20 protein-coding genes are annotated in these 24982 nt (G+C 69.5%); 10 read left to right on the top strand and 10 right to left on the bottom strand.

Annotated elements, in window-relative coordinates:
• The first annotated feature begins 866 nt into the window (after positions 1-866).
• Together sitA5 and D187_RS30150 are read left to right on the top strand one after the other, a co-directional pair.
• A complete protein-coding gene (sitA5, locus tag D187_RS50575) occupies positions 867-2051 on the top strand; it encodes a SitA5 family polymorphic toxin (protein ID WP_002624813.1) in 1185 nt (394 codons plus the stop codon).
• Positions 2052-2058: 7 nt separating this feature from the next.
• Positions 2059-2676, top strand: a complete 618-nt coding sequence (locus D187_RS30150) for a hypothetical protein (protein WP_002624814.1) — start codon at positions 2059-2061, stop codon at positions 2674-2676.
• Between the two features lie 8 nt (positions 2677-2684).
• On the opposite strand, the gene D187_RS30145 is transcribed toward D187_RS30150, so the two are convergent.
• From D187_RS30145 to D187_RS30125, 5 genes are all read right to left on the bottom strand, one after another.
• Entirely contained in the window at positions 2685-3551 is an 867-nt protein-coding gene (locus D187_RS30145; protein ID WP_002624815.1) for a sulfite exporter TauE/SafE family protein, read from the bottom strand.
• Positions 3548-3889, bottom strand: a complete 342-nt coding sequence (locus tag D187_RS30140; RefSeq protein ID WP_002624816.1) for a rhodanese-like domain-containing protein — start codon at positions 3887-3889, stop codon at positions 3548-3550. Before D187_RS30140 ends, D187_RS30145 begins: the two co-directional genes overlap by 4 nt.
• Positions 3890-3902: 13 nt before the next feature.
• Positions 3903-4589 (bottom strand): MBL fold metallo-hydrolase, encoded by a 687-nt coding sequence (locus D187_RS30135; RefSeq protein ID WP_002624817.1) that lies wholly within the window; start codon positions 4587-4589, stop codon positions 3903-3905.
• Positions 4590-4688: 99 nt separating this feature from the next.
• Positions 4689-6044 (bottom strand): sigma-54 interaction domain-containing protein, encoded by a 1356-nt coding sequence (locus tag D187_RS30130; protein ID WP_002624818.1) that lies wholly within the window; start codon positions 6042-6044, stop codon positions 4689-4691.
• A gap of 14 nt (positions 6045-6058) precedes the next feature.
• Complete coding sequence (locus D187_RS30125; protein ID WP_169433432.1) at positions 6059-7324, bottom strand: NAD(P)/FAD-dependent oxidoreductase; 1266 nt, start codon at positions 7322-7324, stop codon at positions 6059-6061.
• A 373-nt stretch (positions 7325-7697) separates the two neighbouring features.
• Between D187_RS30125 and D187_RS30120 the strand changes: the two genes are divergently transcribed.
• The gene (locus D187_RS30120; RefSeq protein ID WP_002624820.1) at positions 7698-8906 is read left to right on the top strand and encodes a vWA domain-containing protein; all 1209 of its coding nucleotides are present in this window, start codon (positions 7698-7700) and stop codon (positions 8904-8906) included.
• 224 nt (positions 8907-9130) lie between these two features.
• A complete protein-coding gene (locus D187_RS30115; protein WP_043432058.1) occupies positions 9131-10306 on the top strand; it encodes an MFS transporter in 1176 nt (391 codons plus the stop codon).
• Between the two features lie 60 nt (positions 10307-10366).
• Here D187_RS30115 and D187_RS30110 read toward each other — a convergent pair whose 3' ends face one another.
• Entirely contained in the window at positions 10367-12562 is a 2196-nt protein-coding gene (locus D187_RS30110; RefSeq protein ID WP_002624822.1) for a M4 family metallopeptidase, read from the bottom strand.
• 520 nt (positions 12563-13082) lie between these two features.
• Here D187_RS30110 and D187_RS50570 point away from each other — a divergent pair.
• Positions 13083-14807, top strand: a complete 1725-nt coding sequence (locus D187_RS50570) for a DUF5011 domain-containing protein (protein ID WP_051256616.1) — start codon at positions 13083-13085, stop codon at positions 14805-14807.
• 58 nt (positions 14808-14865) lie between these two features.
• On the opposite strand, the gene D187_RS30100 is transcribed toward D187_RS50570, so the two are convergent.
• Entirely contained in the window at positions 14866-15969 is a 1104-nt protein-coding gene (locus D187_RS30100; RefSeq protein WP_002624824.1) for an NADH:flavin oxidoreductase, read from the bottom strand.
• Positions 15970-16130: 161 nt separating this feature from the next.
• Between D187_RS30100 and D187_RS56825 the strand changes: the two genes are divergently transcribed.
• Positions 16131-16268, top strand: coding sequence for a hypothetical protein (locus D187_RS56825; protein ID WP_169433431.1), 138 nt, complete (start codon positions 16131-16133; stop codon positions 16266-16268).
• 3 nt (positions 16269-16271) lie between these two features.
• On the opposite strand, the gene D187_RS30095 is transcribed toward D187_RS56825, so the two are convergent.
• Positions 16272-19580, bottom strand: coding sequence for a PAS domain-containing protein (locus D187_RS30095; protein ID WP_051256615.1), 3309 nt, complete (start codon positions 19578-19580; stop codon positions 16272-16274).
• Between the two features lie 419 nt (positions 19581-19999).
• Here D187_RS30095 and D187_RS30085 point away from each other — a divergent pair, with 419 nt between their 5' ends.
• Both D187_RS30085 and D187_RS30080 read left to right on the top strand, forming a co-directional pair.
• Positions 20000-20986 (top strand): hypothetical protein, encoded by a 987-nt coding sequence (locus D187_RS30085; protein WP_002624828.1) that lies wholly within the window; start codon positions 20000-20002, stop codon positions 20984-20986.
• 67 nt (positions 20987-21053) lie between these two features.
• A complete protein-coding gene (locus D187_RS30080; RefSeq protein ID WP_002624829.1) occupies positions 21054-21953 on the top strand; it encodes an ATP adenylyltransferase family protein in 900 nt (299 codons plus the stop codon).
• Between the two features lie 3 nt (positions 21954-21956).
• On the opposite strand, the gene D187_RS30075 is transcribed toward D187_RS30080, so the two are convergent.
• Together D187_RS30075 and D187_RS30070 are read right to left on the bottom strand one after the other, a co-directional pair.
• Complete coding sequence (locus tag D187_RS30075) at positions 21957-23048, bottom strand: hypothetical protein (protein ID WP_002624830.1); 1092 nt, start codon at positions 23046-23048, stop codon at positions 21957-21959.
• A gap of 31 nt (positions 23049-23079) precedes the next feature.
• Positions 23080-23547 (bottom strand): MAPEG family protein, encoded by a 468-nt coding sequence (locus D187_RS30070; protein WP_002624831.1) that lies wholly within the window; start codon positions 23545-23547, stop codon positions 23080-23082.
• Positions 23548-23648: 101 nt separating this feature from the next.
• Between D187_RS30070 and rdgC the strand changes: the two genes are divergently transcribed.
• On the top strand, positions 23649-24308 hold the full coding sequence (gene rdgC, locus D187_RS30065; RefSeq protein WP_002624832.1) for a recombination-associated protein RdgC: 660 nt from the start codon (positions 23649-23651) through the stop codon (positions 24306-24308).
• Entirely contained in the window at positions 24295-24969 is a 675-nt protein-coding gene (locus D187_RS30060; protein ID WP_002624833.1) for a hypothetical protein, read from the top strand. The genes rdgC and D187_RS30060 overlap by 14 nt, the downstream gene beginning before the upstream one ends.
• The last annotated feature ends 13 nt before the right edge of the window (positions 24970-24982 follow it).

Genomic DNA, 24982 nt, shown 5'->3' with positions numbered 1-24982 from the left:
TCCGTGAGGACAGTGGAAGCAAGAATTCCGCTCAAACCCGTGAGTACCGGGGTTTCATCCATCCGCCAGCCAACACTCCGCCGCCCGCCGGTGCTCATGCTGGGATCAGTTTGAGTTGAGCGAAGGCGAGGCAACGGCGGATGGGCTTGTCCCGGTTACGTGGCGCTCCCGCACTCTATTATGTAGGCGGCGCTCGGAGTTCATCGAGGAGTAGACGAGTCGACGCGCTCCTGCAGATGGGCGTAGCCCCAGTTAGCCTGTGTGACCCGCTGGCTGGGTACCCCCCTGTATGGTTGGGAGATTTCCGTCCTATCTTTCAGGGTCTATTCCAATCCGGGGGGATCTGACTTGGAGAAACCGCACCGCCGCATCGACACCAAGAGACAGGGAAGACGAACGCGGCCGCTTCGCGGGACCTGGGGCTTCTGGCTGGTCGTCCTGCTGCTCCAGGCGGCGTGCGGGAGGCACGCACTGGTGGAGGGAACAAGCGGGTCGCGGAGCCTCACCTGGAGGGAGGCACCCGAGGACGACACGCTCCGGGCGAGCCCGGCGACGGAGCCAGGACTCGAGGGAGTTCCAGTACTCGACGTGGTGGTACTCGAGCCCGGGCGAGTGAGGACACGGCCCGTTCCCATCACCAAGGCGGAGTTTCGGGAGCACGTGGAACGATTGGCACGTGGCCGCCAGTTCCAGGGGAGCCCCCAGGAGGTTGCGGCGGAAGTACTGAAGGTCCAGGAGCTGGTGCACCAGGCCCGGGAGGCGAGGATGGTCTCCGACGTGGAAGGGGCCGGGAGATTTACCGGAGAGTGGGAGCCGTGGGCCGATGGCGGACGGGGTCGCGTGAACGCCCTGCTGCCCGAAGAGCAGTGGGGCCGGTCCGGCTCGAGCCGCAAGCCGAGGAGGAGCTTCGGGCGAGGTACGAGCGTTTCTGCACCACCCGCGGGGGCGGCGACTGCCTGGGGCTATTCGAGGACGGCCCCTACCTGCGCTCGGATGACCGCAGCACCCTGGCCCTGGCGCTGGCCTTCGGCTCAGTCCTGGACGAGACGTACGCGGCGCTCGGACGAGAGCTGAACCCCAAGGCACTCATTGCCTCGGTCGTGTGGACGGTCGGAATCTACATGGGCCTGTGGCTGCTGCCGGAGCCGGTGACGAAGGGGGCAGCGGCCGTGCTCACCGTGGCGCTGGTGGCCTGGCTGGGCATCGACACGATGTGGGGCCTCATGGACGGCTGGGCGGAACTCGTCATGAAGGCGCGGGTGGCTACCACCTTCGACGAACTGCGCGAGGCCGGGGCTGGTTTCGCCAAGGTGCTGGGGACCGACGCGGCCCGGGCAATAATTCTGGCGGTTACGGCCCTCTCGGGACGGACGCTGAGGGAGGTGGGCCCGGCGTTGCGCTCGCTGCCGAGCTTCCGGCTCGCGCAAGTACAGCTCGCGGGGCAAGGCGGGCCGGCTTGGATGTTCGTGCGGGTGAAGCAGGTGCAGGCGGTGGCTGCCTCGACGGAGGGTGCCCTGGCGGTCACTGTGGGGCCCGAGGTTGCCCTCGCCAGCGCGATGATGATGAGCCGGAACAGCGCGGCGAGCGCCAGCTCGGGCGGGTCCCCTGCCACCGAGGTGTACCGGCACCACGGTGGCAACAGGCAAGTAGAGAGGAATGGCGAGCGCTGGCACCTACCGCGGGGAGTGTCCGTCAACGACCTTCCCGCCTCGGACCCACTGGGTGACCAGCTCCAGGCGGCGGCGAAGGAGGCAGCGGCCAGCTGGAGCCAGGAGACTTACGGGCCGAAGGTGACAGCGGCGATCCAGCGGATGCTCAAGAGAGGCCTTGTACATCGTGCGGAGCTTCTTGAGCGCCAGGCGCGAGGACGCTGGGTGGAGGAGCAATTGCGGCTACGCTTCCCCCATTTGAAGTGGAATAGAAGTGGCGTTGACGTCACCGGCCCCTCGGGCCAGAAGTACCACTACGAGATTCTCTCGGGCACCGAGTCGAACTTCGAGATTCATGGGCGGCGGATGGCGAGCACCTTCTTTCGTATGATCTTCTTCTGAGGGGCCCGTGACTCCGAACATCCACTATGAGAACCGAGAGGTAGATGGGGAGCGGCTGGAGCTGACGGATAACACCGCCATCTACTGGCTCGGGCCGAACCTCACGCTGCGCCGTTGCACAGTCGTCCTCGGTGTTCCGGGACGGTGGCTCAGCCTCGTGTCGGGACAACTGATCGACTGCACCATCCAGGCGAAGCGCGAACTCGTGGACTCACGCTGGACAACGATGGGGTTGAAGGGCTGTCGTTTCAAGGGCCGGTTCAGCGGAAACGAGTTCGGGCACCGCCGTGGGCACCTGGACAACTGGCAGTTCGGGGGCGTGGAGAACTGTGACTTCTCCGAGGCCCGGCTGGATCTGTGCCGATTTCACGGCTGCGACATGAGTACGGTTCGCCTGCCGAAGTGGCCATGCTTCACCATCTTGGATCCTCTCAAGTATGGGCCGGAGTTGCTGAGCATGCCGTGGCCTGGGGACTTTACTCCGGTCATCCTCGAGGGACCGCTCAAGGAACAGCCCTCCACGGTCGCTCTGACGTTCTACGCGCCAGCGGAGGCGAAGCGCTCGAGGGCGACGCTGGAGGAGTTCAAGGCCGCCGTGGAGCGGTTCGACTTCATCGCGCGCTGAGGGCGGGGTCAGCCCGGGCGCGCCGGGCGCGGAGACTCCATGGCGGCGGCCCGTCCCAACGAGGGGAGCGTCCGCCGGTTCTCGTAGAGGATGAGGACGCCCATCACCACGAGCAGGCCCGCGAAGGCCCGCTTGAGGGTGGCCTGGGAGATGAAACGCGAGAGCCAGGTCCCCCCGAAGGTGCCCGCGATGGCCAGGCCCGTGAAGAGCGTGAGGGCCCCCCACGCCACGTTCACGTGACCGAGGTAGCCCGCGAACCCGACGAAGGAGTTGAAGGCGATGACGAGCAGGCTGGTGCCCACCGCCTGCTTCATGGGCAGACCGACCCGCAGGACGAGCACCGGCACGATGAGGAACCCCCCGCCGACTCCCACCAGCCCCGTGAGCGCGCCCACCCCGAGCGCGGACGCGGCGACGAGGGGAAAGGAGGCCGCGCGCGGCTCGCGGCCCGTGGCCGGGGTGGTGAGCTCGCGCCGGGCGTTGCGCTCCATGAAGACCGCCGCCACCAACATCACCGTGGCGAAGAGCACCAGTTGCACAGAGCCCGGAAGCAAGACCGACAGGCGCGCGCCGAGGAAGGTGCCCCCCATCGCCATCGCCCCGAAGACGAGCGCGGCCCGGAACTGGAGGTTGCCCGCGCGCCAGTGCCCGATGGCGCCGAAGAGGCTCGTGGTGCCCACGATCGCCAGCCCCATGGCGATGGACTCCTTGGGCTCGAAGCCCAGCACGTAGACGAGGATCGGCACCGTGAGGATGGAGCCCCCTCCCCCGAGCAGGCCCAGGGACACGCCGATGAGCGCCGCGAGCGCGAAGCCCACCAGGGGCATGGCCGGAGGGACGAGCAGCGCGAACGCCTCGTGAAGGCCCGGAATCACGTGGGCGGAACTCCCGAGCCGCGCGGCGCGGAGGCGCCCTCGCGGACCGCCAGCATGCCGCCCTTGAGGTTGTAGAGACGGCCAAAGCCGCGCCGGGCCAGGATCTCGGCGGCCGTCACGGACCGCCGGCCCGAGCGGCAGATGAGCAGCAGCGGCGTCGCGCGGGACCAGGTGGCGCACGCGGCCTCGAGCGTGCCCAGGGGAACGAGCTCGGCCCGGGACAGATGGCCCAGGGGTCCCTCGAACTCGTCGGGCTCGCGCACGTCGATGCGCCGCACCTCGGGCCCCAGGGTGTCAAGGTGCTCGGGAAGCAGATCCAGGAAGAGAGGAGAGGTCATGGTCGCGCGTTCCTTACGAGTCCAGGCGCCCACAGGAGCGGTTGGCGGGCACGGCCACGTCCAGCTTCCGGGGCATGGGCAGGTGGAGATTGGCCATGAGGTGGATGAACTCCTCGCGGCCGCGTCCCACGAGGCGCGGGTTGTGCCGCTTCTCCTCGCCAAGGGTCGTCACCGTCCGGCCCTGGTAGTCGTGCCCGGGGTAGACGAGCGTGTCGTCCGGCAGGGCGAAGAGCACCCGGGTGATGGAGTCGTGGAGCTGGCCCGCGTCCCCATTCTGGAAGTCCGTCCGCCCGGTGCCGCGGATGAGCAGCGTGTCCCCCGTGAACACCCGCTCCCCCAGGCAGTAGCTCACGCCGTCATCGGTATGTCCCGGCGTGGCGAGCACGCGCACCACCAGGGCCCCGACGCGCACCTCGTCCCCATGCCGCACATGCAGGTCGGCGCACGACGCCCCCCGCTCGCTGGCCACCACCGTGCACCCGGTGCGCTCGCGCAGCCGCCCCGCGGAGGTGATGTGGTCCGCGTGCACGTGCGTCTCCAGCACATGGGTGAGGCGCAGCCCGAGCTCGCGCACCAGCGTGAGATCCCTCTCCACCTGCTCGAGCACCGGATCGATGAGCGCGGCCTGCCCCGAGGACGGATCGCCCAGGAGGTAGGTATAGGTCGAGGACTCGGCGTCGAAGAGCTGACGGAAGATCATGTCCCGCGCTCATTGCCATCACCGTGCCAGGGCCGCCCCTCCTGGAGGAACGCCCGGACGCCCCGGGTTGAAACGTCGCGTGAAACACCGGGAAACGCGTTACCGCGAAACCTTGTCCCCGAGCGCGCGCAACCGGCGCCACAGGGTGACGCGGCTGATGCCCAGCAGGAGGGCGGCCTGGGTGTGATTGCCGCCCGCCTCCTCCAGCGCGGCGCGCAGGGTGGCCGGATCACGGTCATCCACCGGACGGACCAGGGCGCTGGCCGGGCGCGCCGGACGAAGAGACGCGGAGGGCGCGCGGGGCTCGGCGGACGGACGGGGCTCGGAGAACTCGGGCGGCAGATCCGCCTCGTGCAGCAGGGGGCCTTCTCCGATGACGAAGGCGTACTCCATCACGTTGCGCAGCTCGCGCACGTTGCCCGGCCAGCCGTGGCGCTCCAGCAGCTGCTGGGCTCCGGGGGAGATGCGCTCCACGTGGCGCGAGCCCTGGCGCTCCAGCTCATCGAGGAAGCGCCGGGCCAGGGGCAGGATGTCCCCGCGCCGCTCACGCAGCGAAGGCAGGAAGAGCGGCACCACGCGCAGCCGGTACATCAGGTCCGCGCGGAAGCGGCCCTCCTCCACCTCGCGGCGCAGCGCGCGGTGGGTGGCGGCGACGATGCGCACGTTGACCGGCACCGACGCGCGCCCGCCCACGGGAATGACGGTGCGCGTCTCGAGCACCCGCAGCAGCTTGCCCTGGAGCTCCAGGGGAATCTCCCCCACTTCGTCGAGGAAGAGCGTCCCCCTGTCCGCGAGCCGGAAGTGGCCCGGGCTGTCGCGCACCGCGCCGGTGAAGGCGCCGCGCACGTGGCCGAACAGCTCGCTCTCCAACAGGCTGGGGGGAAGGGCCGCGCAGTTGATGGCCCGGAAGGGACCCTTGCGCCGCGCGGAGATGGCGTGCAGGGCATTGGCCACCAGCTCCTTGCCCGTACCGGACTCGCCCCGCACCAGCACGCTCGACTCGGTGCGAGCCACCTTTTCCACGATGCGAAACAGGCGCTTCATCCCCGGATCGCGCGTCCACAGCCCGTGGAAGGTCTCCTCGACGTCCCCCCGCGGCGAGGCCTCCGCCCCCGGCGAGAGCAACACCAACCACCCGAGCCGCCTGGCGCCCTCGTCGAGCGCCAGGGCGCGCACCTGGAAGGAGCACCCCGCCCCGTCGTCCCCGCGGGAAGTGACCTCCAGGGGCCGCCCGTGGGACAGCAGCGCCTCGAGCCCACCATGTCCCTCGGGGAGGCGGAGCACCTCGGCGAGGGGCCGCCCCGGGAGCAGCTCGCCGAGGCCGAGCCGGACCCGCGCCCGGGGGGTGGCGTCGGCCACGCGCAGCCGCTCATCCACGAGCAGCACGTCACCGGCCAGGGCCTCCAGGGCGGAGCGCACCAGGGGCGTGCTGAGGGAGGGCCTGGAGGAGGACATGGGGGAATGGGGCGCTAGGCCCGTCCGCGCAGCATCAACTTCCAGTAGAGCTGCGGCAAGCCGTACTTCTTGAGCAGCCACATGTCATGCCGTTCCTTGATGGAATCGATGAACGGGAAGGTGGGCGTGGGCTTGCCCTCGTAGCCGAACTCCGCGAGCAGCAGCTTGCCGTAGGCGGTGGTGAGCGGGCAGGACGCGTAGCCATCGTACTTCGCGGTGGGCTCGCGCCCCGCCATGACGGAGAGCAGGTTCTCCACCAGCACGGGCGCCTCCTTGCGGATGGCCGCGCCGGTGCGCGAGGTGGGAAGGTCCGAGGCGTCTCCCAGCGCGAACACCTCCGGGTAGTCCGGGTGGCGCAGCGTGTACTTGTCCGCCTTCACCCAGCCCCGGTTGGGCCCGTCCTGCCAGGCCAGGGGGCTCGCCTTGATGAAGTCCGGCGCGCTCTGGGGCGGGCACACGTGGAGCAGCTCGTAGGAGAGGACGATCTGCTCGGCGCCTCCATCCGCCCGGGTGTGCCGGAAGACGGCCTCGTTGCGCGCTCCGCGCACCTCCACCAGGTCGTGCTGGAAGCGCGTGTCGATGCCATAGCGCTCCACCACCTGATCCAGCACCGCCGCGTACTCCTTCACCCCGAAGATGGTCTTGCCCGCGGAGGCGAAGACGACGTGCGCGGCCTTGTCGAGGCCCCTCTTCCGGAAATGGTCCGCGGCCAGGTACATGATCTTCTGCGGCGCGCCCGCGCACTTCACTGGCGTGGCGGGGTGGGTGAAGAGGGCGGTGCCCCCCTGGAAGGCGCGGAGCATGTCCCACGTCTTGGGGGCATAGCGCGCCTCGTAGTTGCTGGAGACGTTGGGCCGCGTCTCCAGCGCCTCGCGCAGCCCGCGCACCTTGTCCCAGTCGAGCTGGATGCCCGGCGCCACCACGAGGAAGTCGTAGCCAATCTCCAGACCGCCCCGGGTGCTCACCCTGCGGGCCACCGGGTCCACGTCCCGTGCCCAGTCCTGGATCCACTTCACCCCCTTGGGAATGAGGTGGGCCTCGTCGCGCACGGTGTCCTCCACGCGCGCCTCGCCGGCCCCCACCAGCGTCCAGAGCGGTTGGTAGTAGTGCTGGGCGCTGGGCTCGATGATCGCCACGTCCTTCTGCCCGGCTCGGGCCAGCCGCGCGGCCACGCTGATGCCCGCGGTTCCCCCACCGATGATGAGAATCCGATGCCTCGAGGCGCGGGGAATCCGGGCCAGCCGCGCGCCCTCCTGCCCTGCGCGGACGTGTTCGCTCATCGCTTCGCTCATGTCACTCCCCCGCTGTGGAACCATCCTGGGTGGATGGAAGGACCCTGACCCCGTACACATTGCAGCACGCGTGCCACCCCTCTCCGCCGAGAGCACACGAGCACACCGACCCCCCGGTTGTTTCAAGATGTGTTTCAGGGTGTTTCACGCCACCGTTCACCCTCCCGCCCCTCGAGACAAGCACTCACTGGCCTCTAGCGGCTGTGCGTGCCTCGCGCCATCGCGCCACGGGAGGACGAATGAATCCCCCGCGGGACATTTCCGCGTGGCGCGTGGAGATCCAAACAGCGGCTCGTCCGTTACAGCCTCCGCGCGCGCTCGACTTTCCGCTCCACTTCCTTCCCTCCCCGGACTCCTCGCCATGACCCTGAAGACCCTCTCGCGCCCCGCCCTGGGGGCCGCGCTCGCCCTCTCCATGCTCGCCGCGCCCCAGGTCCTCGCCGGTGGCCCGCCCCCGCCCGCCCAGGAACAACCCCAGAAGCAAACGCCCCTGCCTCCCGCTCCCCCGCGGCAAGAGACCCAGCCCAAAATCGACGTGGTCTTCGTCCTGGACACCACGGGCTCCATGAGCGGGCTCATCGAGGGCGCCAAGCAGAAGATCTTCTCCATCGCATCGCGGATCGCCCAGGGCAAGCCCACGCCTCGAGTGCGGGTGGGGATGGTGGCCTACCGGGACGTGGGCGACGAGTACGTCACCCGATGGACGGATCTCACGGACGACCTGGATGGCGTCTTCACGCACCTGCGCCAGCTCCGGGCGGATGGCGGCGGTGACACGCCCGAGCACGTGGGACGCGGCCTGGGCGAGGCGGTGTCGAAGCTGTCGTGGGACCCGGGCCGCGAGACGATGAAGCTCATCTTCCTGGTGGGAGACGCGCCGCCCGCGCAGCGCGAGAAGCAATGGAACTTCCAGCACTGGGTGAAGCGGGCGGCGGAGCAGCACATCGTGGTGAACACGGTGCGCTGTGGAAGCGACCCCGAGACCCAGACGCAATGGAAGTACGCGGCGAAGACGACGGACGGGTTGTACGAATCGCTGGAGCAGTCGGGTGGCATGGCGGCGGTGGCGACGCCCTATGACGCGGAGCTGGCCCGGGTGAACGCGGAGCTGGCGCGCAAGACGATGTACGCGGGGAAGAAGGAAGCGCGCGAGGCCAACCAGGCCCGCGCCGGACAGATGGCGGAGCTGCCCGCGGAAGCCGCGGCCGAGCGCATCCAGTTCATGAAGACGACCCGGGGCCGGGGCAAGGGGGCCGCCGCCGCCGCGGTGAGCAGCGCGCCCGCGCCGGTGCAGGGCGCGGTGGACCTGACGGCGCAGCCCGAGGCCCTCGCCGGCGTGGCGGACGACGAGCTGCCCGGGGAGCTGCGCGCGCTGGACACCGCGGGCCGCGCGGCGAAGGTCAAACAGCTCGCCGACGAGCGCAAGGCCCTGGAGGAGAAGGCCGCGAAGCTGGCGGCGGAGCGGGACACCTGGCGCGCGAAGAACGTGGCCGAGAAGCAGGACGCCTTCGACGCCAACGTCATGAAGAGCGTGAAGGCGAAAGCCGCCGCGCACGGACTGAGCTACTGAGCCCTCTCCTTGCACGAATCAGCATGTTCACGCATTATCGTGCACAACAACGCACGAACGCGGAGACACATGCGAACGACAAGCAAGGGCCACTCCCCTTCCCGCCGAGGAGGATGGCGGGAATTCCCCTGGAAGCAGCGCGCGATGAACCCCCGGACCCGGTTGGCGGGTTCATGCGGCTTCATGCTGGTTTCGGAGCCACGGCTCCCCGGGGAGGTGCGCCCATGAGGGTCTCTCCGTTCGAAGTCCCGGCGCGCGCCGAGCCCACCCCGGGTGAGGCCCGTGCCGCGGTGTCCACCATCTTCTTCATCAATGGCTTCGTCTTCGCGAGCTGGGTGCCGCACATCCCCACGGTGCAGAGCCGGCTGGGGTTGAGCACGAGCCTGCTGGGACTGGCGCTGTTGGGGGTGGCGGCGGGCGCGCTGGTGGCCATGCCCGTGACGGGCGCGCTGGTGTCGCGCTGGGGCAGCCGCTTCGTCACGCTCGTGAGCGCGCTGATGCTGTGCGCCCTGGGGGTGTTGCCCGTGCGCGCGCTCGACTTCCCGTCCCTGGTGCTGGCGTTGGTGGCGCTCGGGGCCGCCAACGGCTCCATGGACGTGGCGATGAACGCCCATGCCGTCGCCGTCGAGCGTCGGGTGGGAAAAACCATCATGTCCTCGTTCCATGGCCTGTTCAGCCTGGGCGGCCTGGCCGGCGCGGGGGGCTCCGTGCTGCTGCTCTCCCGGGGCATGACGCCCGAGACACACATGCTGGGAGTGGCGGCGTTCGGGGGCACGGCGGTGCTCGCCTGCGCGCGCTTCCTCTTGCCCGCCTCGGCGGATGGGACCGGGGCCGCGCATGCCTTCGCGCTGCCGCGAGGGCCGCTGCTGGTGTTCGGCGCGGCGGCCTTCGTGGTGATGATGGTGGAGGGGGCCATGGCGGACTGGAGCGCCGTCTACCTGCGCCAATCCCTGGCGGCCGAGGCCGGACTCGCGGGCGCGGGCTACGCGGGCTTCTCGCTGGCCATGGCGATCGGGCGGCTGACGGGGGATCGGCTCGTCAGCGGCCTGGGCCCGAGGGTGCTGCTGCTCACCGGAGCCCTGCTCGCCGCCGGGGGACTCGGGGCCGCGTTGCTCCTGCACCACCCGGTGGCGGCCATCGTGGGGTTCGGGTGCGTGGGGCTCGGCCTGTCCAACCTCGTGCCCGTGTTGTTCAGCGCGGCGGGCCGGGTGTCCTCCATCCCCGCCGCGGTGGGCATCGCGGCGGTGTCCACGACGGGCTACGGCGGCTTCCTCGTGGGCCCTCCACTCGTCGGACTGCTCGCGGACTGGACGCGCCTGCCCGTGGCCCTGGGGCTGCTCGTGGTGTTGCTGGGCCTCATCGCCGCGGGGGCGCACCGCGTGTTCCCGGACGGGGCCTGAAACGAGAAGGGGGCGGGTCGCGAGACCCACCCCCTCCGGAACTACCTCGAGTGCTTCAGACTACTCCTGGTGGAGGACCTCGAGCGTCACGTTCTCGAAGCCACCCTTCGCGCCGTACACCAGGATGTAGTAGTTGCCCGGGCGCACGTCGTTGAGGTTGCACGTCTCGTTGTTGTGGTCGTGCACGCCGCGGCAGTCGTACTCGAAGGTGTTGGGCGCCGAGCCGTGCTGCGCGTACAGGTCCACGTTGCCCGTGCCGCCGTGCAGGCGGATCTGCACGTGGTTGTTGCCACCGTTCTTGCGAGCCGGCACCGCGATCTTGAAGATGCGCTCGGAGCCCGGCGTGCCGGAGAGGCCCTCCACCTTCTGGCGGTTCTCGATGTTGGTGTAGCCACCCTTCCAGGTCACCGTCAGCGTGGCGCCGGAGTAGGCGCTGTAGCCGTTGAGCAGCACGTACCACTTGCCGTTGCTCGGCGCGGCGATGGTGCACGACTCGTTGTTGCCGGACTTGTAGGGACGGCAGTCATACAGGCTGGTGGTGGGCGCGTTGGCGAAGCGCAGGTACAGGTCCGCGTCGCCCGTGCCACCGGCCAGGGTGACCTGGAGGTCATACGCGCCTTCGGGCACGTCGAAGTCGAAGTACTTCTTGGAGCCCTTGGCGCCCTCGACGCTGGCCGGCACGTTCTTCTCGATGGGAGACGTGGGCGGAGGAGGCACGGGCACGCCCACACCCACGGCCTTCCAGGCGTTGGTGACGGAGGCGATGGTCGCCGCGTCGTAGCCGAGCTGCTGCGCGGCCTGCTCGGTGGCGACCTTGGCCTGCTCGAAGCTGGTGCTCGCCGTCATGATGTCGGCGTTGGCCTTGTAGAAGATCTTCGCGGCCTTCTCGATGCCGATGCCCGTCACTTCCGTGGTCGTCTTGCCCGCGGGGTGCTTGCCACCCTGGCTCAGCAGGTAGAAGGCCAGGTTGGAGATGCCCGAGCTGTAGTGCACGTCCACGCCGGAGGAGTAGTCCGGGTAGTAGTCCAGCGAGTCGCCATCCTGGGTGGGGTTGGCCATGTAGCGCAGGCCGTCGCCGGGGATGGACGGCGTCCACACGTCGTCACCGACGATCCAGGTGGCCGCGCTGACGACCTTGCCATCCCGGTACCACTCGCACACGGCGCCGAAGATGTCGGACCAGGACTCGTTGAGACCACCGGACTCGCCCGAGTAGATGAGATCCGACTCGTACTCGGTCACGGCGTGGGTGAGCTCGTGCGCGGTGACGTCCAGCGAGTTGGCCAGGTTGGAGGCGTTGACGCCGTCACCATCGCCGTAGACCATCTGGGTGCCGTTCCAGAAGGCGTTCACGTACTTCACCTGGTGGTGCACGGTGCTGATGAGCGTGGCGCCCGCGTTGTTGATGGAGTCGCGGTTGAACAGCTCGCTGTAGCACTTGTAGACCGTGCCGAGGTGATCGTAGTTGGTGTTGACGACCGCGTCGGCCACGGGCGCCGCGCCCTCGATGCGCGCCAGGGTGCCGGGCAGGGTGCTCTTGGTCAGGCCGTCGTACATCTTGCGGTCCAGCGCCGTGTGCACGTGCGGGATGCGCTGGACGATGGAGCCATCCAGCGAGTTGACGAGCACCGAGTCGTCCACCGGCGTGCCGTCCGCCTGCGTCCCCGTCTGGCGGACCTCATAGACGAGCAGGAGCTTGTCGCCCGCACGGTAGTAGAAGAGCTCCGGCTCGCCGGCGGCGGTGCGCGCGGACAGCGGGGCGTCACGGTCCTCGGCGGCCGCGATGGCGGCGGCCTCGGGCGCAACCACCGCCTTGTCCGGGCCCGTCAGGTCGCCGCGCACGTTGGTGTTGGCGGCGATGATCTTCCCGGCGCGCGCGTGCAGGCGCAGCTCGCCCCCGTAGATGGCCCGCCCGTTGTGGCTGACCTGGTAGCGGTAGTGCTCGTCACCCTGCGCATCCTTGTAGGAGCGCTTGAGCCGCAGGTCGTCCGCGCTGATGCGGAACTGGGGCGCGATGGTGGCCAGGGCCGGAGCGAGATCCGCGGCGAGCGAGGAGGCCGGGGCAGCGCCCAGGTCGCCCACGATGAAACGCGCTACGCCCGCCTCGTCCTTGTCCACGACGTTGTTGCCAAGCGCCGACGCCAAAGTCTTGACACCCTCGGCCTTGGACCCCTCCAGGCCGCTCCCTTCGGTGCACGCGCTCATCAACAACGACAGGGCGGTAACGCCAACGACTCCGCGAATTCGATGACTCACTGAACTGCCTCCGGTCACTGGAACAATTGGGGAACGCGCATTTCCAGTGAGCTGTGTATAACTGCTTTTTACAAAATAGGGAACTTATTATGACACCATCGTTCATTATCATTTATCGAGAATAGAGAATCTTGACCGTTCGGTCAGGGAGCAACGGAGCTCGTGAAATCCGAGGGAGCCCCCTTTGACTCGAAGCACATCTTTTGCTAGGCGCCGGGCCCATCGGCGAGGGCGGAAGGAAGGCCCCTCGCGGTGTCTGTGTATGGCTTGAGCCGGGCGCCGCGCGTGAAATCTTCCGTGGAAAAGGAAGCCGTCCGGCGGGGGGCCTGATGACGCGCCTGGCTGTCATTGAAGGCGGAGTCCAGCACCGCACGCGGAGTGGGAGGTGTATGTTAGGGTTTATCCACCCCACCCCCACAAGGCCATCAACAGGAGGTCCTTTCCCTTGGTGATTCCCGACACCCGTCCGTGCACGAGTTCCTCGCGAGGCACTCGCGCGCGTCTTTCCTGGCATTCCCTGATGCGCTGCGCCCCGCTCCTGGGCGCGCTCGCCGCGTGTGGTCCGACGGACCCCGCCGCCCCCCGAGAGGAGCAAGGCATTGGCCAGACGGCCCGGGCGCTCGAGTCCACGCTCCAGGCCTCGGCCGAAACAGCCGTGAGCACCACGACGCCCCCCTGGTCCGTGGACGCCCAACCCACGGTGGCCGCGGGCAATGGCATCTATCTCGTCGTCTGGGAGATGGAGGGCCACGACACTCCAGACATCCTCGCCGTGCGGGTGCGCGCCTCGGACGGCGCGCTGTTGGACGCCTCGCCCCTTCACATCGCCACGGGCAGCCAGGTCTCCTACCTGCCCTCGGTGGCCTTCGACGGAGCCAACTTCCTGGTGACCTGGACGGACCTCACCTCGAGCCCGGCCATCGTGGGAGCACGCGTGAGGGCCTCGGATGGCGCGCTGCTCGATCCGACGCCCCTGCGCATCAGTCCACCGGATTACCTGCCCCAGTACTCACCGACCGTGACGTTCGACGGGACGAACTACCTGGTGTTCTGGCATGGCTTCGCCTGGCTCGGCGAGGGCATCGCGGACCACAGGCTCCAGGGCATCCGGATCCGTCCCTCGGACGGCACGCGCATCGAGTCCACCTCCTTCCACGTCGCCGTGAATGAGCCCGCCTTCCATGCCGCCTCGCAGGGGGGCACGAGCCTGGTGGCGTGGGCCGACGGCGGGGTGAAGGCGGCTCGCGTCGACGCGGCGGGACAGGTGCTCGACACCCCTGCCCTGAACCTCTCCCCGGCCTCCGCGACCCAGGTCCGGGTCGCCGCGCGGGCGGGCGAGTTCCTCGTGATCTTCAACGAGGGCACATCCTTGAAGGCCCGGCGCGTGCGCGCCTCGGATGGGGCGCTGCTCGACTCCTCGGACATCCTCGTGGGCTCCGGGGCCGAGTTCCCCACGGACACCGGCTGGAACGACGCGTCCTTCAGCGCGACCTTCGATGGACAGGACTACCGGGTGCTCTGGCAGGCATCCCGCGGCGGAGGTCGCCAGCTGCGCACCACGCGGGTGTCCCCCTCGGGGACGGTCGAAGCGGGCGCGGAGGATGGGCTCGCCGCGTTCCATGCGGGCTCGGCCGGGGACTGGGTGGGCATCGCCGCGCAGAGCCCCGCCCACTTCCTGGTGACCTATGCGCAGTATGACCCGTCGGTGGAGAGCAACCGCACCCGCTTCCGGCTCGTCGGCCCGAATGACTGCTCCAACGATGTGTCACCGCCGCTCGTGACCTGTCCCGCCACGCTCCAGGTGGAGTGCGCCTACGGCGACCAGCTCGCCGTGGACATGGACGTCGGCGACAACTGCGGACTCCAGTACGTGAGCAACCCACCGCAGCGCAGGGATCGATCGGGCACCTGGACTTCTTCGGTCATCGCCGTCGACATCGGCGGCAACATGGCGAGCTGTGACACGGTGTGGAAGGTCGTCGATACACGCCCGCCCCACTTGAGTGTCAACGGCTCCCAGAGCCTCACCCTGCCCTACGGCACGCCCTTCCAGGAGCCGGGCGCCACGGGGGGCGACAGCTGTGATGGTCCCTACCAGGACACCTTGTACTGGCCGAACCGGATTCGGGTTTCCGGCACGGTCAACCCGCAGGTGCCGGGCACCTATACCCTCACCTATCGCCTCACGGACCTCGCCGGCAACTCGAGCACCGCCACCCGCACCGTGACGGTCCTCGCGCCGTAGCAGGGCCACCCCACGAGGGCGGCGGCGAGCGCGGAAGCCCACGCTCGCCGCCGCGGGCTCACACGAGCGTGGAGAGCGCTTCCCGGTCGAAGTCGGCCAGCTCCGCCTCACGGCCCTCGCGCACCTTGCGCGCCCACTGCGCGTCCGTGATGAGCGCGCGGCCCACCGCCACCAGATCGAACTCCTCCCGCTCCAGGCGCCGCAGCAGGTTGTCGAGCGACGCGGGCTTGGAGCCCTCGCCCTTCATGAGGGTCGAGAGGAACTCGCCCGACAGCCCCACCGAGCCCACGGTGATGGTGGGCCTGCCGGTGAGCTTCTTCGCCCACCCGGCGAAGTTGAGGTCCGAGCCCTCGAACTCCGGCTCCCAGAACCGGCGCTGGGAGCAGTGGAAGATGTCCACTCCCGCGTCGACGAGTGGCGTGAGCCACGCCTCCAGCTCCTTGGGCGTCTGGGCGAGCTTCACGCTGTAGTCCTGCTGCTTCCACTGGGACAGGCGCAGGATGATGACGAAGTCCTCGCCCGCCGCGGCGCGCATGGCCTTCACCACGTCGGCGGCGAAGCGGGTGCGCTCGCCGAGGGTGGCACCGCCATAGACGTCGGTGCGCTCGTTGGTGCCCGCCCAGAAGAATTGATCGATGAGGTAGCCGTGGGCGCCGTGGATCTCCGCCACGTCGAAGCCCAGCCGCCTGGCGTCCGCGGCGGCCTTGCCAAAGGCGGCGATGGAGTCCGCGATGGCCGAGTCCGTCATCGGCTCGGTGAAGCGCTCGCCGGGCGAGGACAGGCCCGAGGGGCTATCGATCGGAGGCGGGGCGACCCACTTCGTCAGGGGGTTGCTCGCCGAGCCCACGTGCCAGAGCTGCGGGCCCATGCGTCCACCGGCGGCATGCACCTCGTCGATGACGCGCTTCCAGCCGGCCAGCGCCTGCTCCCCGTGGAAGTCCGGCACGTTGGGATCGTTCTTGGCCGAGGGCCGGGCCACCGCGGTGCCCTCGGACAGGATGAGGCCCACCTCGCCCTCGGCGCGGCGGCGGTAGTAGGTGGCGACCTCGGGCGGCGGCACGCCATGGGGCGAGAAGGACCGGGTCATGGGCGCCATGACGATGCGGTTCTTGAGATGAAGAGACTTGTAGGAGAAGGGTCGGAACAGAGCATCTGCGGCCACGGGAACGGACCTCCGGTTCAGCGGTAGTCGGGCGGGCCTTATAACGGCCGCCCCCACCCCCCGCCGCGCCCTCTCCGCTTTGGCGGACGAAAATCCGCGCAACCGGCGGACGGCACCTTCCGACAATAGGGAAGGATTTCCTTTCCGAACCGGTGTCCGCCATGAGCCACGCCTCCGCCGTCATCAACCTGGAAGAGTTTCGCAAGCGCCGTGAGAGCAAGCCCGCCGCCGTGCGTCCCCTGCCCACGATGGGCGTCTGGTCGCCGGTGTGGGTGTGGGTGATGGTCTGGCCCGCGTGACGCTCAGCGCTCCTCGAGGGGAGGAATGAGCGAGAGGATGACGGCGAGCAGCTCGGAGCGCTCGATGGGCTTGGGCACGTGGGCCTTGAAGCCGGCGAGCAGGGCCCGGGTGCGATCCTCGGCGCGGGCGTAGGCGGTGAGCGCCACGGCGGGGATGCGGCCGCCCTCGGACGCGGGCAGGGCGCGCACCTTGCGGATGAAGGAATGACCATCCTCGCCCGGCATGCCGATGTCGGAGATGAGCAGGTGGGGCCGCGTCTGGAGGAGCGCGCGCAGGCCCTCGGCGGCCGAACCCGCGGTCTCCACCCGAGCGCGGCACCCCTCGAGCAGCGTGCGCAGCAACTCGCGCGTGTCCGCCTCGTCGTCCACGAGCAGCACCCGCAGGCCCTCGAGCTGGGGCGGGCACGTCAGATCGGGCTCTTCCCGCGAGCCCGTGGAGGAGGCACCCGGTTCCTTGCGCCGCACCACGGCCGTGGGCAGCCGCACCGTGAAGGTGGCGCCCCGGCCCTCGCCCTCGCTGAACGCGTCGATCGTACCGCCGTGGGCTTCCACCAGGTGCTTGACGATGGACAGGCCCAGGCCCAGGCCCCCGTACTTGCGCGCGACACTGCCTTCCGCCTGGCGGAAGCGCTCGAAGACGTGCGGCAGGAAGTCCACCGGAATGCCCTTGCCGGAGTCCGCGACGACGATCTCCACCGAGGAGTCGCGCCGCTCCACCAGCACCTGGACGCGGCCCCCCTTGGGCGTGAACTTCACCGCGTTGGACAGCAGGTTCCACACCACCTGCTGCAACCGAGTGGGATCCCCCATGACGGTCGCCACGGAGTCGAGCACGGGTTGCAAGAGGATGCCCTTGGCCGCCGCGGCCGGGCGGATGGACTCGAGCGCGGCTTCCACCACCGCGCTGAAATCGACGGACTCGACCTCCAGGGCGAGCTTGCCGGACATGATGCGGCTGATGTCCAGCAGATCCTCCACGAGCTGGGACTGGGCGTGGGCGTTGCGCTCCACCGTCTCCAGCGCGCGCATGCGCCGCTCCTCGGGGAGCTGACCCGAGCGGAGGAGCTGCACCCAGCCCAGGATGGCGGTGAGCGGCGTGCGCAGCTCGTGGGACACCGTGGCGATGAAGTCGTCCTTGAGCCGGTTGGCGTGCTCGGCCTCGGTACGCGCGGCCTGTTCGCGCTCCAGCAGGGCCACGCGCTCGGCCTCCAACTGCTTGCGCTCGGTGATGTCCAGCACCGTGCCCGTGAAGCGCACGGGCCGCCGCAGGTCGTCGAAGAACGTCCGGCCCCGCGCGTCCAGCCAGCGCTCGGCCCCATCGCTCGCGCGCACGGTGCGGTACTCGGTGTGGAACGCCCCTCCGCTCTGGAAGTCCATGGAGCGCTGGACGACCTGGTCCACGCGCTCCCGGTCCTCCGGATGAAGCAGGGAGAGGAAGGACGGATAATCCACCGGTGCGTCGGGCGGCAGGCCGAAGAGCTGCTTGCAGCGGGCATCCCAGACGAGCGTCCCCGCGCGGGGGTCCAGGTCCCAGGTGCCCAACCGCGTGGCCTCGACCGCGATGCGCGCGCGCTCCTGGGCCTTCTGGGTCTCCAGGGCCAGACGCTCGTTCTCCAGGGCGCTGCTGGCGTACTGCGCCAGTTGCACGATCAGGGCCTCGTCATCGGCCGAGAAGTCGCCGCCGTCCAGCTTGTCCGAGAGCTGGATGAGGCCCAGGCTCCGCCCCTCACGTCCCACCAGGGGCACGGCGAGCCAGCCCCGCATGGGCGGATGTTCGCGATGATGGGCGCCAAAGCCACGCCAGCGGGGATGGGCCTCCAGCTCCGCCTGGGTCATGCGCACCGGCTGGCCGCGCTGGCACACCCAGGCGTAGATGCCGCTGCCGTCTGGCTTCGCGGCGTACTCCCGCCAGGACGCGTACTTCTCCGAGAGGAAGAGCTCGGTGATGGCCTGGGTCCAGTTCTGCTCCTCCGTGAGGGACACCACCGCCTGGTGCGACTCGACGAGCGCCCGGGCATGCAGGGTGAGGGCGCGCAGCATCCCCTCGCGCGACGAGGCGCCGTGGATGGCCGCGGCGGCCTCCGCCAGGCCGAGGATCTGCCGCGCCCGGCGCTGCTCGAATCCGCGGGCTCGCGCGCTCTCGGCCTCGGCCGCGCGCTGGGCGGACATGTCCTGCATGGCCCCCACCATGCGCAGCACCCTGCCCTGTTCATCCCGGGCCACATAGCCGCGATCCACGATCTCCGCATGGCTGCCGTCGGCGCGCCGGAAACGGTACTCGCACAGCCAGCGCTCGGCGCTCGCCGAGGCGATGAAGGCATGGATGTCGTGATCCACGCGCTCGCGGTCCTCCGGATGGATGTGCTCGAGCCACCACGCGCCACTCGCGCCCACCTCCCCGGGCGCGTAGCCGAACAGGGCCCGCACGCCCTCGTTCCAGCCCACCGAGTCGGTCACCAGGTCCCAATCCCAGATGGCCTCCTGGGTGGCCCGCGAGGCGAGCTCGTAGCGCTCCTCGGAGCGCTTCAGGGCCGCTTCCAGGCGCTTCTTCTCGGTCACGTTCCGGAAGAAGACGATGATGCCGCCCTCCTCCTCGGGATAGGCCGTCACCTCGGTCCAGAGATCCAGGGGCGCGTAGTACTCCTCGAACGCCACCGGCACGCGCTCGCGCATCACCCGGTGGTACTGGGTCCAATACTGGAGGGAGGGATCCCGGGTGGCCGGGAAGACATCCCAGAAGACACGTCCCAGGGACTGCTCGCGCGGCATCTGGCCCAAGCGCTCCTGGGTGCGGTTGACGCGGATCATCCGCCACTCGGCGTCCAGGATGAAGAAGGCGTCCCCGTTCTCCACCGCGTCGAGCGTCAGCCGCCCCTCGTGAAGGCGCAGCCGCTGGCTGGCCGTATAGCTGGACACGGCCTCGGCCACCGCCTGACTCAGGCTCTGGTTGAGGACGCGCTCCTCGTCCAGCGAGGGCACCAGGTCGGCCTGCTCGAAGAGATCATCGAGGATCTCCCGCAGCTCGCCATACTCCCGGACCACCGCCTCGAGATCGAAGCCGCTCCGCAGCCGCTGCAGGCCGTGCTGGGCCCCCTGGTTCGTCACCGGAGTGGACGAGTCGTAGTCGCGCGCCCGCTCCCGGCGTCCCTCGCGCAGATTGCGGCTGAGGGCCGAGAGGAACTGGGGCATGTGGTCTTCCAGCTCGGAGCGGCTGTGGGGCTCCGTGGCATGGAAGCGCGCGACATGTCCGATCCAGCGGCACATGATCTCCTCGCGCCGGGAATCCAGCAGCTCGGCGAGACGGCTCTCCAACGCCTTCTCCTGTCGCGACGCGGGAAGACCGGCCCCCTCGTCCGGGGCCGGTCCGCGACACTCCCCTTGAGAGCGGCCCCCCACGCGTCAGGTCACGCTCACGCCAGGATACCGGCCCGGCGTATTCACAGGCTTGATGACGTGCGGATTGCCACCGAGCGAGGGGGTCGCCCCCGGACCCTCGTCCGGCTGCATCACCGGAGGGGCATGATGGGGGTGCTCTTCCTCCTCCGCCCCCGCGTCTCGGGAGGGGGGTGTAGGAGTCATGGGAATATGCAGGACGTCTTTCTTGCTCATGGCTGTACCTCCTACAGGTGGGTACCTCAACAATGCGGACGTTCCCGGCGGAAGACACCTGGCCCCTGGTTGCCCGCCTGCCCGAGTGACCGCCTGCCCTTCATGAAGGCTATGGTGCCGACATGAACGCCCAGCAACTCCTCTCGCGGCTCCAGGACACCTCGCCCGACGGGCCCCTGGATCGCCTCGCCGCGCTCGTGGTGGAGCACGAGCTGTCCCAGCCGCTCACCGCCCTCCTTCCGCCCTCCCTGCTGGCCCGAGCCGTCACCCAGGCCCTCGAGGGCGCCCTGGCCTCGCCCACCGCGGAGCGCGAGCTGGCCTCGGCCCTCCAGCACCTCCAGGAGCAGCTCACCCAGGACAAGCGCACCGTGCGCGAGGCCCTGCCGCCCGAGCTGACCAAGGCGGCGGTGGAGCTGGCCTCGCGCCGCTACTCCCCGGACCGGGCGCTGGTGCTCGCGCTGTTGGATCGCCCGCCGGTCCGCACGCTGGTGGGGGCGCTGCTGCTCAACGTGCTCATCGAGTTCAGCCGCAAGGTGAGCGCGCCCGTGACGGAGAACCGCATCGCCAAGGGCTTCTCCGGCCTGGCACGCCTCGCGGCCGATCAGGCACGCAACAGCGGAGCCCTGGGCGGCATCGCCGGGGCGTTGTCGGACGAAATCGAGCGGCAGGTGGAGAAGCGGGCCCGCGACTTCGTCGACTCGGCCCTCTCGGGCATCTTCCAGCAGGTGGCCGACGCGCTGAGCAACCCCACCCGCCACGCGGAACACGCCGAGCTGCGCGTGGCGCTGCTCGATGGGGTGCTCGGCCTGCACCTGTCGCGGCTGGGACGCGAGCTGGGCCAGGTGGACGTGCCCGGCGGCACGGCCGTGGCGCGCAAGGGCATTGCCCAGTGGCTCGCCTCGGGGCGGGCCCTGCCGGAGCTCGAGTCGTTCATCACCCGGGCGATGGAGCGTGACGGCCAGCGGCCGGTGCGCGAGGTGCTGGGCGCGTTCGGCCTGCTCGACACCTTCCAGACGATGGGCCGGGAGTCGGTGCGCGGACGGTTGGGGCCCATCGTGGGCTCGACGCCCTTCGCCCGGTGGCTGGAAGAGGTGATGCGTGAGCCCTGAGTCAGGAGCCGGACCGGTTGCGAACGGTTCGCCGCAAGCCCCGGAGGAGGCGGTAAGGTACGCCGTGATGAACACGCGCACCGCTCCCCCGTCCCTCCTGCGGCCCGAGGACCTCTGGTCCCGGATGCTCGAAACGACCCGGCATGGACTGGCCACCGGAGCCCTGCAGCCCATCGCCACCGAGTGCCGCACCCTCAACCACCGGGGTGTGCCCTTCCAGGTGCGCATGCTCGGACGGGCGCACCTCAAGGACGAGCGCGCCAAACGCGAGCCGCCCCGCGCCACGCCCTTCAACCCCTTCGAGCACCCGGATCCGGACCTCGTGGTGGGCGGGCTGACCCCCACCCACGTGTGTCTGCTCAACAAGTTCAACGTCGTCGAGCACCACCTGCTCATCGTGACGCGCGTCTTCGAGGAGCAGGAGTCGTGGCTGACGGCCGCGGACTTCGAGGCGCTCGCGCTGTGCATGAGCGGGCTGGACGGGCTGGCCTTCTACAACTCCGGCGAGGCGGCGGGCGCGAGCCAACGGCACAAGCACCTGCAGCTCATCCCCCCGCTGGGGCCCGACGGCCTGCGCGTCCCCATGGAGACGTGGCTGTCCGCGCCCCTGGCGCGCGGCGTGGTGAAGACGGTGCCCGATCTAGGCTTCGGCCATGTGGCGACGGGGCTCGGGCCCTGGGAGGACGTGCCCGCGCGGGATGGGGCGCGCATGCTCGAGGCCTACCTGGCCCTCATGGCCGCGGCCGGCATGGGCACCACGCCGCTGCCGCCCTACAACCTGCTGGCCACGCGCGACTGGATGTTGCTCGTGCCCCGCGCGTGCGCCGAGTCCCAGGGCATCAACGTCAACGCCATGGGCTTTGGCGGCTCGCTGCTCGTCAAGACGGCGCAGCAGCGCCAGCAGCTCGAGGAGCAGGGCCCCATGGAACTGCTGCGCCAGGTGACCCGGCCCGTCGTTCTCGGGTGAGGCTCAGGCCGTCGTCAGGATGCGGTGGCGGTAGAGCTCCAGCAGGATGTCCTCGTGCAGGTCCGCCTGCTTCTCCTGGCGCAGCCGCTCGCGCACCGTCTCGACGGGCTCGCGGCCGGTGAACTCCACGAGGAGCTGGTAGGCCATGCCGGGCAGCGCCACGGCGTCGTACTCGCTGTAGGCCCCGAGCGCGACGCTGCCGTCCGCGAGCCACTTCACCGTGGCCTCGGGGTTGAGCTTGAGCACCTTGGGCAGCTCGGGCGTGACGGCGTCGCGGTGGCTCTTCTCCAGCACCTTGAGCTCGATGACGCCATCGAGCCCGAGCAGCTTGTCCACCTGCTCGGGCGTGAGCACGCGCACCAGGTCGTAACAGGCCCGGTAGAAGTCCGCCTCGCGGCCCTCCCACTTGCCCCACAGCGCGGTGTAGTCCTTGGCGGGCACGGGCCGCTCGTCCAGATCCTCCACGCTCGGCGAGTCCGTCAGCTCCGGCTTGTCGCGGCCCGCGAGGATGTACTCGGGCAGCAACTGGAGCACGGCGTAGCGCGACAGTTGGATCTCCGCGAGCGTCAGGTACGTCTTGAGCGTCATCCAGAACTTGCGCCCGTCCGCGCCCGCCACGTACTTGCAGAAGAACGTGGAGCAGACGGCCTCGCGGTAGGGCCAGATGGTGCAGCCGCCCTGCTGCTCCTCGTAGTAGGGGCAGCGCATGGAGGCGGCGCGGCCGAAGAACTGGCGCGAGTTGCGGTAGAGCAGGTTGTAGCGCGCGGAGGCCTTCACCCACTGGGGCGTCACGCCCAGGCGGGTGCCCATCTTCTCCTCCATGCGCCGCCGGCCCTCGGCCAGCTCGGCGCGTCCGTCCGAGAGCAGCGCCCCGACGAGGAAGTTGGGCAGGCGGGGGTAGTAGGTGCAGCACTTGGTGTCCGGCCGGAACAGGCGGCTCACTCCGTCCACGGACTCCACCGTGCCCGAGGCCGAGGAGGGACACATGGCGCACGAGTCACACGTGGCCTTGGTCTCCACGGGGACTCCCTTCTGGAAGAAGTCCGGAAGCAGATCCCGGTAGAGGACCGGCAGGCTGTCGAGCATGGGGCGCATGAAGGGCAACTCCTCGGGGGGGCTGGGGGGCTCAGGCGAAGACGCGAATGAGGATGAGCACCATCACCGTGAGCATGGACAGCATGCCGAAGCCGAAGCTGATCGAGCGCCAGGGCTGCATGGAGCGGAGGTAGGCGATGGAGTGTCCCACGCGCGCGGCGGTGAAGACGATGAGGGCCACCTTCAGGGCGAGCGACGGAGCGCCCAGCAACACCGCCACGAGGCCGAGGATGAGGAAGGCGGGGATGTTCTCCAGATCGTTACGGTGGGCCCGGAGCACGCGAGCCACCTCGGGGGGCTCCGTGTCGGCGAGCTGGGCGCCAAAGCGGGCCGCGTCCTCGGGATTGGTGGCCACCTTGAGCCGCGAGCGCACCACTCCGGTGTAGATGCCCACGGCGATCATCTTGATGACGAGCAGCACGGCACACAACGCGTAGAGCCGCAACCCCGGCAGGGCGATCAACAAGGTGGGCGAGACGTCGAAGGGCAGGTCGTTCATCAGGCTTCCTCTACCAGCCACGTCCGCGTTTGGACAGCCGGGAGGGCCATACGCCGCGTGGCTTGACGGCGGACCCCGGCTTGTCCAAGTTGCCCCCCCTCATGCCTGTCCTGAGTGGAGCAGTCACCTTCTCGCGCTTCCGGTCCGCACCGGCCGGAGACGCCCCATCCGACACGAAACGCTGGCTGTCCAAGGGCCTGAAGTCCGGGCACTTCGAGCCCATCGACTTGAAGAAGACCGAGGACGAGCGCGCCGCGGGCTTCGTGGAGTTGGAGAACTCCGATGGCACGGACTTCTCCACGGGCAGCGTGCTCTATGGAGAGTACGCGCTGTTCGGCTACCGCGTGGACACCGTGAAGGTGCCCGCGCCGGTGCTCAAGGCGGAGCTGAGCAAGTGGGAGAAGGCCTTCGAGAAGGAGAACGGCCGGGCGCCCACCCGCGGCGAGAAGAGCGAGAACCGCGCCTCCATCAAGCACATGCTGCGCCAGCGCGCCGTGCCCTTCACCAAGGTGCACGACGTGAGCTGGAACCTGAAGACGAACCAGGTGCAGCTCTGGGCCTCCTCCCGCAAGACGGTGGAGGAGATCCTCCTGGCCATCGAGGAGGCCTTCGACGTGAAGCTCCAGCCGCTGGTGCCCGTGTCGCTCGCGGCCGAGGCCGGCATCTCCGACGAGAACCTGGTCCCCACCCCGGAGCTCATCGGCATGGAGATTTCCCAGAGTGAGATCGAGAGCAGCGAGGTGAGCCATGGCGACGCGTGAGCAGGCACGAATCGAAGCGGCGTTCATGAGGGGTGACACGGGCGTCGACGGCGGAGCCACCGAGGAGGAGACGCGGGACGAGGCCCAGGTCGAGCGCGACAAGGCCCGGGAACAGCTCCTGCGGGGCCGGGCCTATCTCGGCCGCGAGTTCCTCACCTGGCTCTTGTGGCGCTCGGAGTCGGGCGGCGCGCTCGTGGACTTCGAGGGCACGGGGCTGGAGGTGCTCTACACGGGCCGCTGCACGCTGCGCGGCGTCAACGGGGACGTGACGGAGATGATGGCCAAGGGCACGCTCGCGCCCTACTCCGAGAACGTGCGCCACTCGCTGGACCGCGGGCTGCTCGTGCACCAGGCCCGGCTGCGCTTCACCCACGGCGAGAAGGTGTACGAGGTGACGCTGGACGCGGAGTTCCTCGACATCCGCGCGGCGAAGCTGCCGGAGCTCATGACGGAGGAGGAGGATGATCAGCTCCTCGAGCGGCTCTACCTCACCGAGCAGCTCTCCGGCATGGTGGACGCGCTGGTGGTGGCCTTCCTCCAGGTGCGCGCCAGCCGCAACTGGAGCAAGAAGGTCGTCCCGGAGATGAAGAGCTGGATGAAGGGCGAGTCCGAGGCGCCCAAGGCCACCAAGGTCCAACTGGCCCGCGCCGCGCGCGGCTGAGACCCCGGGGAGC

Origin of the sequence: Cystobacter fuscus DSM 2262 (genome assembly GCF_000335475.2) — a bacterium.
GTDB classification, from domain to species: domain Bacteria; phylum Myxococcota; class Myxococcia; order Myxococcales; family Myxococcaceae; genus Cystobacter; species Cystobacter fuscus.
The sequence above is the reverse complement of the archived record's forward strand: the minus strand, read 5'-3'. Positions and strand labels throughout refer to the sequence as shown.